General features: G+C 62.7%; 8 protein-coding genes. 5 read left to right on the top strand and 3 right to left on the bottom strand.

The window, feature by feature from the left end:
• The 3 genes from UB48_RS22740 to UB48_RS22730 form a co-directional block, all read left to right on the top strand.
• Positions 1 to 2,294 (top strand): RHS repeat domain-containing protein (locus UB48_RS22740; protein WP_045201204.1); only part of this gene is annotated, 2,294 nt, incomplete at its 5' end.
• A 1-nt stretch (position 2,295) separates the two neighbouring features.
• Positions 2,296 to 2,727: an Imm30 family immunity protein gene (locus UB48_RS22735; RefSeq protein ID WP_045201196.1), complete on the top strand. Its 432-nt coding sequence runs from the start codon at positions 2,296 to 2,298 to the stop codon at positions 2,725 to 2,727.
• Between the two features lie 80 nt (positions 2,728 to 2,807).
• Positions 2,808 to 3,962 (top strand): lysozyme inhibitor LprI family protein, encoded by a 1,155-nt coding sequence (locus tag UB48_RS22730; protein WP_045201195.1) that lies wholly within the window; start codon positions 2,808 to 2,810, stop codon positions 3,960 to 3,962.
• Here UB48_RS22730 and UB48_RS22725 read toward each other — a convergent pair.
• From UB48_RS22725 to UB48_RS22715, 3 genes are all read right to left on the bottom strand, one after another.
• Positions 3,933 to 5,147: an MFS transporter gene (locus UB48_RS22725; protein WP_045201194.1), complete on the bottom strand. Its 1,215-nt coding sequence runs from the start codon at positions 5,145 to 5,147 to the stop codon at positions 3,933 to 3,935. The two genes, UB48_RS22730 and UB48_RS22725, sit on opposite strands and share 30 nt — an antisense overlap.
• A gap of 125 nt (positions 5,148 to 5,272) precedes the next feature.
• Positions 5,273 to 6,097, bottom strand: coding sequence for a hypothetical protein (locus tag UB48_RS22720; RefSeq protein ID WP_045201193.1), 825 nt, complete (start codon positions 6,095 to 6,097; stop codon positions 5,273 to 5,275).
• Positions 6,098 to 6,105: 8 nt separating this feature from the next.
• Entirely contained in the window at positions 6,106 to 7,308 is a 1,203-nt protein-coding gene (locus tag UB48_RS22715; RefSeq protein ID WP_045201192.1) for an MFS transporter, read from the bottom strand.
• Positions 7,309 to 7,405: 97 nt separating this feature from the next.
• Here UB48_RS22715 and UB48_RS22710 point away from each other — a divergent pair, with 97 nt between their 5' ends.
• Together UB48_RS22710 and UB48_RS22705 are read left to right on the top strand one after the other, a co-directional pair.
• Positions 7,406 to 8,308, top strand: a complete 903-nt coding sequence (locus tag UB48_RS22710; RefSeq protein WP_045201191.1) for a LysR family transcriptional regulator — start codon at positions 7,406 to 7,408, stop codon at positions 8,306 to 8,308.
• Between the two features lie 114 nt (positions 8,309 to 8,422).
• Positions 8,423 to 10,087 (top strand): FMN-binding glutamate synthase family protein, encoded by a 1,665-nt coding sequence (locus UB48_RS22705; protein WP_045201190.1) that lies wholly within the window; start codon positions 8,423 to 8,425, stop codon positions 10,085 to 10,087.
• Positions 10,088 to 10,115: the final 28 nt, after the last annotated feature.

Genomic DNA, 10,115 nt, shown 5'->3' with positions numbered 1-10,115 from the left:
ACAAGTACTTGCGCTGGAGCGAGGTGGGCCAGTTAGTCGAGCAGGTCGACTGCTCGGGCTACCCGACCTGCTTCGAGTATGACCGCCGCGGCTACCTGCAGGCAGTCGTCGATGCCCTTGGCGAACGCACCGAATACCAGAATGACGCCCAGGGCCGGGTCGTCGCCACACAGTTGCCCGACGGGCGCCGCGAGCAGTTTGAGCACGATGGCAGCGGCCAGCTCAGCCGCTACATCGACCCCGCCGGGCATGCCCTGCAGTTTCGCTATAACCGGCGCGGCCAGATCCAGCTACGCCTCGACCCGCACGGCCGACAGGTGCAATACAGCTACGACAACTATGGTCGCCTGCTGGCCTTGAGCAACCAAAACGGTGAGAGCTATCGATTCAGCTGGGACCTGGTAGACCGCCTGACCCAGCAGCAAGACCTCGACGGCAGCGCCAGACGCTATGAATATGGGCCGCTGGATAATGTCAGTCGCCTGGAGTTTGTCCCCGCGCCATACGGCAACGGCCTGGCACCGATCGTTCATGAATTCGCCCGTGATGCCGCGGGCCGGCTGATTGCCAAATACACCGACGATGGCCGCACCGACTTCAGCTACGACCCGCTGGATCAACTGACCGCCGTCAGTTTCACCGACAACGACGGCAATACCGAACAGCTGTCTTTTGCCTACGATGCGGCCGGCCAGTTGCGACAAGAGCAGAGTGCCGACGGCGTACTGCAGCATCACTATGACGAACTCGGCAACCTGACTCAGACCCGGCTGCCCGATGGCCGCTGGCTCAACCGCCTGTACTACGGCAGCGGTCACCTGCATCAGCTCAACCTCGATGGCAAGGTAATCAGCGACTTCGAGCGCGACCGTTTGCACCGTGAAGTGCTGCGCACCCAGGGCCGAATAAGTACCCGCAGCGAGTACGACCGCAGCGGCCGTTTGCGCTCGCGCCTGCGCCGTCCAAGCCACCAACCGCCGCAACTGCCCGCTGCCGTGCAGCAACGCTTTGACTTCGATCCGGTAGACAACCTCATCAGCCGCTTCAACCAGCAGCCCGGCAGCCAGCACCAGCAGTTGCTGCATTACGATGCCAGTGGCCGGATCATGGCCAGTCAGGACGCTGGCCAGGGTCAAAGCGAAGCTTTTGCCTACGACGCCGCTGCCAACCTGCTCGATGGTCCTCAGGCCGGCAAAGGGCTGGTGCGCCACAACCGGCTGTTGACATACCAGGACAAGCGCTACCGCTACGACAGCTTTGGCCGTTTGATTGAAAAGCGCAGCAGCCGGCGCGGCATCCAGCACTTGCGCTATGACGCCGAGCACCGCCTGATTCAGGTGCGTAGCCAGCACGGTGGGCGCGAGCGGGTACTGAACATGCGTTACGACCCGCTTGGGCGACGTGTGGAGAAAAGTGAACTCGACGACCAAGGCAACCTGCTCGATCAGACCCGGTTCGTCTGGGACGGCTTGCGCTTGCTGCAGGAGCATCGTCATGGCCAGACCAGCCTCTATCTTTACGTCCAGAACAGCTACGAGCCGCTGGCCAGGGTGGACGGCGCCGGCCCGCAGCAGCAGGTGCGCTACTACCACAACGACCTCAACGGTCTACCTGAACAACTGACCGAGGACAGTGGCGAAACCGTGTGGCAGGCGCGTTACCAGGTCTGGGGCAACACCCTGGAAGAAGTGCGCGAAGCGCATTTCATCGAGGAGCAGAACCTCAGGTTCCAGGGTCAGTACCTGGACCGCGAAACCGGTTTGCATTACAACCTGTTCCGCTTCTATGACCCGGATGTCGGGCGCTTTACCCAGCCGGACCCGATCGGCCTGGCCGGCGGTTTGAACCTGTACCAGTATGCCGCCAACCCGGTGGGTTGGATCGACCCGCAAGGGCTTAACGCGTTGCTGCCCGGTGAGGGCGGTGTCGGTGCCTACGGCAAGCTTCCCGGCACGCCAGGGGACAACCTGACTGGCCACCACATGCCGTCGGCCGAATACATGAAGCAAAAATTCGAAATCAGCCGCAACAAATCCATCGCCATGCAGATGCAGCATATTTATCCTGAAAACAAAGGCCGTCACCCAATGACGCGCACCTATGCAAGGCGACCCTTCCTGGATGAAAAGCCCAGGGATGCACTCGCTCGAGACATCTGGGACGCACGCAAGATCTACAAGAAGCAGGGGCTTTACACCAAGGAAATTCAAGCGGGCCTGCGCGAAACGATTCGACAGAACAAAAGCACCTTCCCGAAAATATTCAACAAACCATCGAAGTGCGGAGGAAAATAGGATGAGCCTGACCCAGGACCTCGAAGACTGTGCAAGCTTGAACAACGACGCTGAGGCGGCGCGTTTTTCCGCGACCCTGCAGGCCATGGCGCAGACCCGCGACAAGCAGTACCTGACGGTCATGCTCTCGCATCTGGACGATGACTGTGAGTATGGCGACTTGATGAAGGAAATAATCGGCATGGCTGAATCCTTCGACCCGGCCAGCTATGTCGCGGCCGTGGTCGAGGTCACCGATTCCCTCAAGGGCAAGGCCGAAGACTGGCTGGAAAGCATCCACTACCGGATTTTCAACGCCCCCGAGTACACCAGGCTGTATCGCACTGCATTGGCGCACAGTACCAACAGGGCAGTGGTTGAAAGCTACCTTCAGAAGTTTCTCGCCGATAACCCCGAGAAACAGTCCGAAGTCGACTCTGTTCTGGCAGGCTGAATCAAAGCGCGGCGGCCAATTCCTTCGTCACCGCCGCTGAAGTATCATCCGCACCCTGCTCAACCTCACATGGATGTCCGATGAAAGCCGCCGCGCGCTTGCTTCCTGCTGCCCTGTTCGCTGCCTGCCTGCACAGCCCCGCGACCCTTGCCGCAGGCTTTGACTGCAGCAAGGCCAGCACCCTGCTGGAAACCGCGATCTGCACCACACCGTCGCTGTCGGCCAAGGACGACACGCTCAACGAGCGCTACAAGCCGCTCAAGGACCGCAAGATCTTCCGCGAGCTGGAAAACTTCTGGCTGCGCGAGGTGCGTAACCGCTGCGAGACTGCCGCCTGCCTGGAAGTCGCCTACGACCAGCAGATCAAACTGCTGACGCCAGTACCGGCACTCTCCCAGGTTGATCCCAAAAGCCTGCAGCCCCTGCCCCGCGACCAGCGTTATACCCAGGTCGAGGATGAGCCGTGGCAGCGCTTTCCCCTGGCCACCGTCGCCGACATGAGCGAAGACAGTTTTGCCTATCTGGTGGACGTTGCCACCCTCGATGGCGTGCTGAACGTGGTGCTGTTCGTTGCCGAAAAGCAGGATGACGAAGGCAGCAACCCCGGCAATATCTATGACAGCCGCCCGATCGGCACCCTCTACGAATACTCCGACGCACGCCCTGGCCTGCACCCGTTCGCGCGCAATGTGCGCTTTGATGGCTGGAACAGTATCACCGCCAACGATCAGGGCCGGCGCTATGCCGGGATCATTGACGGGGTGTTCTACTACCGGCAGAAAATGAGCGGCGAGGCGCAGCAAAGCATGGCCTACACACTGGGTTCCAAGGCCACGCCGCAGCCTTCAACGCAACTGTACGCGGCCGAGTCCAACAGCAAGCGTTTCGCCAAGGCGCAGATCAGCGGCGACCTCAACCACGATAACTCCGGCCTGCTGATCTATTACCCGCACCTTACCGGCGACAGCAACCCCTACGACCGGGTGATGGACAAGGATGCCGGCGGCTGGAGCCTGGTCAACCCGACCTGGAGCCCGACCCGGCCGGTCCTGTACTTCGACAACAACGGCGGCTTCGCCTGCATCTGGAGGGTTGACCTTGTGACCAAGCGCCTGGAGAAGATCGTCCCCGAGCATGAGGCAGTTGCCGCTCGCCCGGTGGATGTCATCGGCCGCGAGGCGATCGTTTACCTGGAAGCCGACCAGTTAATGTTTGCCATCGCCCCGGACCAGTAACGCCGGCGCAACGCTACGGGCGCGCCTGCGCCCGAACAGGCGGCCAAGGCTGACCGCCCAGTTGAGCAACGCCACCAGCAGCAGGCACAGCATCATCGCCTCGGTGCCGCCGCTGACGATCAGCTGCCCGGCCAGCCAGGGAAAGCCGAACACCCCGAGAAAGTACGCCAGGCTGAATAGCAGCAAGGCCTGCGGGGTATGCCCGGGCGGTGCCTGGTTGGCGGCCAGGCCGTTGATTACCGAATAGTTCAGACCGTATCCAACCCCCAGCAGCGCTGCGGCCAGCAGATAGCCAAGGTTGCCCTGTACCCACCAGCCCAGCGCCAGCACGGCGAGCACGATAAAGCCCGAGAGCAGGCACGAGGCACGGTAGGCATCACGCTTGACCACCCAGCCGGCGATCAGCAAACGGCAACTGATGGCTGCACTCATGAAGCCGATGAAGAACAGCGAATAATCCAGGCCGCGCCCGGCGGCATAAGAGGTCTGGAAGCTGCCCAGACCACCGAAGATCGCGCCGCCCAGGCCGACCATGAGAACCGGCCAGCGTGCGGGCGAGGCCAGTACGGTTGCGCCAGCGCGGCGGCTGATGCCAACCGGCTGAGTGGCGTGCCGTGGCTGGCGGGCTAGATGGTTGAAGATCAGCAGGCCCGCGACTGCGGCACCCGCGGCGGTGTAGAACGCCGTCTGCACCGGCAGTTGCAACAGCGCTGCCAGCTTGCCCGCCAGCGGCCCGGAACCGATGCCGCTCATCATGCTGCCCGAGAGCAAAGCGAAGCAGTGGGTACGCCGCTGGGCTTCGACCCGCTCGGCCACCAGGATCGGGCCCAGGGTGTAAAAAGCCCCCCACCCCAGGCCCAGCATCAGGCCGCAGAGCATCAAGCCCGCGCCAGTGCCAGGCACCAGGGCGAAGCCCAGGCAAGCCGCCACCAGGCTCAGCGCCGACAGGGCGATGGCTCGTGCCGAACCCAAGCGGTCGGCCAGATGGCCACTGCCAAGTACGGCGACGATGGTGCTAAGCATGGCAACTGAAATGATCTGCCCGGCATCCTGCTCGTTGCCGCCACGGCTGCTGACCAACAGCGACAACAGGAAGGTCGAGCCATAGGACAACGACAGCAGGTAGCTGGCCAGGCACAGCAGGCCAAAGCCTGGGGCAGCTTGTTCGGTACGGATGGCGGACATGCTCAGACGTCACTCGGCGAAGTGGAGCTGCCTTGTAGCATGGCCTTGCTCCACGACCGTTATAAAACTGCCGGAGTTGGGTTCAGCCGGCAGCGAACTGTGCCTGCGCGCGGCCTATCCAGCGGTCAGTGCAACAGCTCGGCGCATTCCTTCATCACGCCAGCCTTCAACCGCAGGTAGTGCTCGAAAATCTCTCGCGCCGCCGCCTGGTCGATATTGATCTGCATGGCTTCGACAAACTGCTCGACCGCCGCCACCGCGTGGGCAAAGTGATTGCTCTCGGTGCCGCCAGTGTGCACGGTGACCCAGGCCACCGTTGCCCGCGCGCGCTCTGCCGGTATGCCCATGTCACGGACGAACCACTGCTTGAACAACGGATGGATGAACTCGACCTCGCCGTGGGTATAAACCTCATGCACCAGGGTGGTCAGCAGGCCTTGCAGCAGGTCGCGCTCGCGCAGGCGCTGGCGATCGGTCCAGTCCTTGAAGGACTGGGCCGAAGGCAGGCAGTTGGCCTTGAGCATCCACTGATCATCACCGCAGAGGGGCGTCGCCATGTTGTAGAACAAATCGGCGTGCAGAGTATTGCCCAGGGCCCCGAGGTCTTCATCGGTGATCCGCTGCAGGCTGCCGCAGGCCCGATACAGCTGGTCGGCAGCCATGGAGCCGGCGTCGGAACGGGCCAGCAGGGTCAGGCGGTTGGCAAGGCCCGAGACACTGGCCGCGGAGTTGTTGGTTTTCGACCAACTGGCGAAAAACTTGCGCAGCACCGCCGGTGAATGCTTGCGCTCAGTCAACAGGGCAAAGGCCTTTTCAATCTCCATCAGCTCTTCTTCTACCGCCCAGAAGGCTTCGAACAACGCGTGCTTGAGGGTGCTGGCCGGCATGTCATTGAGGACCGGCTCGACGATCGAAAGCAGCTTGCTGTGCAGGGCTATCACGGTGTTCATTGGCGTATTTACGTCCTTGTAATGGAGGGGTCAGCGGTTTCTTTGAACGCGTTCTTGTCGGTGGAATCGGTGGGCTGCCAGCCGAACCAGGCGATCAGCATCACCAGCAACTGCGCGGCCATGATCAGCGGCACACAGCCTGACCAGCCCCAGCGCTGCCACAGCAGCGCCGGCAACAACGCACCGACGCTGCCGCCCAGGTAATAGAACGTCAGATAGCAGCCCACCGCGCCGGCCTTGTTGTGCCTGGCAGTGGACGTAACAAAGGCATTGGCCGCCGCCTGGGCCAGGAACACGCCGGTGGAACTGAGCGCCAGCCCCAGCACGATCCACCACAGGCTGCTGAGTAAGGTCAGCATCGAGCCCAGCAAACCGAGCACCCCAGCGAACACCACCAAGTGCGCCGGCGGCCTGGCGCTGGCCAGCTTGCCGGCAATCGGCGTGACCACCAGCGCCAGCAAAAACACTGCATAGACCGAACCCAGCGCGGCCACGCCAAGGTTGAACGGCGCGGCCAGCAGGTGCAGGCCGACATAGGTGAAGGTGGCGATCTGCGAAAACAGCACACAGAAACCAACCAGATAGGCCGCCAGCAACGGTCGGTTGCGCAGCATGCTGATACGACTGTTGGCGATGGTGATTTCGATCAGGCGCGCGCCGCTGGGCAGCAGCCGGTGAATGCTCAGGCCGATCAGCACGGTCAGCAACGCCAGCAGGATGAACGCTTCGCGCCAGCCCAGGTATTGGGTCATGACCCCGGTCAGAAAACGCCCGGCGAAACCGCCGAGAATGGTCCCGGCGACGTACAGGCTGGTAACTTCGGTGACTTTCGCCCCCTGCCAGCGCTCGCCGACGTAAGCCACGCTGGTGGCGAAGATCACCGGGATCAGCATGCCCTGGACAAAGCGCCAGAACAGCAGGCTGTTGAGGTCACTGGCCCCTGCCAGCATCAAGCCCGGCACGCTGAGCAACAGGGTTGCCGCCACCAGCACGGTCTTCTGGCTCCAGCGCCGGGTCAGCACGCCGACAAAGGGCGCGACCAGGGCCACGGCCAGGGTCGTGGCGGTGATGCTCCAGCTGACGTGCCGCGCATCCACGGCGAAGCTCTGCGCCAGCTCGGCGAGGATGCCCTGGGTAGCGTAGAGCGGCAGAAACGCGGCGCATCCGCAGAGGAACATCGCGATTCGTGCGGCAGACAGGCGCGATTGCATGGGAAAACTCGTTACAGTGACGAGTATTGTTTATAAGGTGCGGTCATTGGCACTGGCCAATACCGATTTCCGACCGATTGATACCTCAAGGTGCAACATGCTCGATGTGCGAAAGCTGCGCTATTTCATTGCCGTCGCCGACGACCTGCATTTCGGCCGCGCCGCGCAGCGCCTGCACCTGGCGCAACCGGCACTGACCCGGCAGATCTCGGCCCTGGAAAGCCAGCTGGGTTTTCGCCTGTTCGAGCGCAGCAGCCGTGCCGTCAGTCTGACCGGCGAAGGCCAGCAGTTCCTGCCTTACGCCCGCGGGGTACTGGAGCAACTGACACGCAGCGAAAGCTTCGCCGCCAAGCTGGCCGCCGGCACGGCCGGGCAGTTGAGCATCGGCTATGCCAGCTCGGTGGCCTTGAGTGACCACTTCACCCAGGCAATCCAGCAGTTTTCCCACGCCTACCCGCAGGTTCGCCTGACCCTGGTTGAAGAAGCCTCCAGCGCGCAATGGCGCAATATTGTCGAAGGCACCCTGGAAATCGGCCTCAGTCGGCTGTTGCCGCCCCAGGAGTTCACCGAGCTGCAGGTCCAGCCGCTGGACCAGGAACCGCTGCTGGTGGCACTGGCCGCGAACGACCCGCTGGCGGCACTCGACAGCATCAGCCTCAGCCAACTGCAAGCGCATGCCGTGGTGCTGTACACCGACGAGCAAGGCACCGGTCTCAACGATGCCATCGAGCGCTTGTTCCAGCACTGCCAATTGCCCTTGCTGCGCGGCCCGCGCGGACGGCAGATCACTTCGATCATTGCCCTGGTAGCCGCCGGCCAGGGCATTGCCCTGGTGCCTGCCTGCACCCGTGCCCTGAACCAGCGCGGCGTGTGCTACCGGCCCTTGAACGAAGCAGCCGCCAGCATCGACCTGCTCGCCATCAGCCACCGCCAGCGGCGCTCGCGGGCAGCCGAGGCGTTTCTGCAAATACTTGCCCGGGCAACCACACCCTGCGCATGAGCACGGCCCTCTGGCAAGCACGCCCGGGATAAAAGTGTTTTACCGAAACCACTGGTTTTCTGGCAGGACGCTTTGCCTATCCTAGGAAGGATCTCTCATATCAGCGGAAGATCCATGAAAGCTTCGCTTCCCAGCCGCTACGCCTGCCTTGTCGGCTGTCTCGTTTTCAGTTTTGCCAGCCTGCCGTTTGTTTCTGCCCATTCCTGGTTGTGGCCGTTCACCCTGCTCAGCGCCCTGCTCAGCCTGGTCGGCCTCAATGACCTGCGCCAGAGCCACCACGCGGTGCGGCGCAACTACCCGATCCTGGGCAACATTCGCTACCTGATCGAAACCATCCGCCCGGAGATCCGCCAGTACTTGCTGGAAGGCGACGATGACAAGCTGCCGTTCTCCCGGGCCCAGCGCTCGCTGGTGTATGCACGGGCCAAGAACGAGAGCGCCGAGAAGGCCTTTGGTACGCTCAACGATGTCTACCGGCCAGGCTTCGAGTTCATCAGCCATTCCATGCTGCCAGTCGAAACCCCCGACCCTGCCTCATTTCGCATCAACATCGGCGGCCCGCAGTGCCGCCAGCCTTACTCGGCGTCGATCTTCAATATCTCGGCGATGAGCTTTGGGGCACTCAGTGCAAATGCTATTGCCGCGCTGAACAAGGGCGCAAAACGTGGCCGCTTCGCCCATGACACCGGCGAAGGCAGCATCAGCCCCCATCACCGCGAGCACGGTGGCGACCTGATCTGGGAAATCGGCAGCGGCTATTTTGGCTGCCGCACCCCGGAGGGTCGTTTCGATCCGCAGCGTTTCGCCGAACAGGCCGGCGACCCACAGGTGAAAATGATCGAGGTCAAGCTCAGCCAGGGCGCCAAACCCGGCCACGGCGGGATCCTGCCTGGGCACAAGGTCAGCGCCGAAATCGCCGCCACCCGTGGCGTGCTGATGGGCCAGGACTGCATCTCACCGGCGGCGCACAGCGCCTTGCGTAGCCCCGTGCAGCTGTTGCAGTTCATTGGCCAGTTGCGTGAGCTGTCTGGCGGCAAGCCGGTGGGCTTCAAGTTCTGCCTTGGCCACCCGTGGGAATTCATGGGTATCGCCAAGGCCATACTGGCCACCGGCATAGTCCCCGACTTCATCGTGGTTGATGGCAAGGAAGGCGGCACCGGCGCCGCACCCCGGGAGTTCAGCGACAACATCGGCGTGCCGATGCGCGAAGGCCTGATGTTTGTGCACAACACCCTGGTGGGCCTGAACCTGCGCGACAAGATTCGCATCGGCGCTGGCGGCAAGATTGTCAGCGCGTTCGACATTGCCAGCGTGCTGGCCATTGGCGCCGACTGGGTCAACTCGGCCCGCGGCTTCATGTTCGCCATCGGCTGTATTCAGTCGCAAAGCTGCCACACCAACAAATGCCCGACCGGCGTGGCGACCCAAGATCCGCTACGCCAACGCGCCCTGGTGGTGCCGGAAAAGGCCGAAAGAGTCTACAGCTTCCATCGCAACACCCTGCATGCCCTGGCCGAAATGCTCGCCGCTGCCGGCCTGGACCACCCGGCCGAGCTCAAGCCCAAGCACCTGGTTCGGCGCATCAGCGCCAGCGAGATCCGCCTGTTTTCGCAGTTGCATGTGTTCCTCAAGCCCGGTGAGTTGCTCAGCGGCTCGATCGACAGTGAATTCTATGCACGGATGTGGCGCATGGCCCGCAGCGACAGCTTCGAGCCGGAGAGCGGCGAGGTGCAGGCGATCAAACCGGCTGTGCGGCGAAAACAAACAACCCCGGCCTAGGCCGGGGTTGCTGGAGACACCAGACAGC

The sequence above is a fragment of the Pseudomonas sp. 2(2015) genome, from assembly GCF_000955865.1.
Lineage (GTDB): Bacteria > Pseudomonadota > Gammaproteobacteria > Pseudomonadales > Pseudomonadaceae > Aquipseudomonas.
This window is presented reverse-complemented; position numbering and strand designations above follow the sequence as displayed.

Coding starts and splice junctions, on each gene's coding strand:
- UB48_RS22735 (WP_045201196.1), top strand. CDS start 2,296: ATGAGCCTGACCCAGGACCTCGAAGACTGTGCAAGCTTGAACAACGAC.
- UB48_RS22720 (WP_045201193.1), bottom strand. CDS start 6,097: ATGAACACCGTGATAGCCCTGCACAGCAAGCTGCTTTCGATCGTCGAG.
- UB48_RS22730 (WP_045201195.1), top strand. CDS start 2,808: ATGAAAGCCGCCGCGCGCTTGCTTCCTGCTGCCCTGTTCGCTGCCTGC.
- UB48_RS22705 (WP_045201190.1), top strand. CDS start 8,423: ATGAAAGCTTCGCTTCCCAGCCGCTACGCCTGCCTTGTCGGCTGTCTC.
- UB48_RS22710 (WP_045201191.1), top strand. CDS start 7,406: ATGCTCGATGTGCGAAAGCTGCGCTATTTCATTGCCGTCGCCGACGAC.
- UB48_RS22725 (WP_045201194.1), bottom strand. CDS start 5,147: ATGTCCGCCATCCGTACCGAACAAGCTGCCCCAGGCTTTGGCCTGCTG.
- UB48_RS22715 (WP_045201192.1), bottom strand. CDS start 7,308: ATGCAATCGCGCCTGTCTGCCGCACGAATCGCGATGTTCCTCTGCGGA.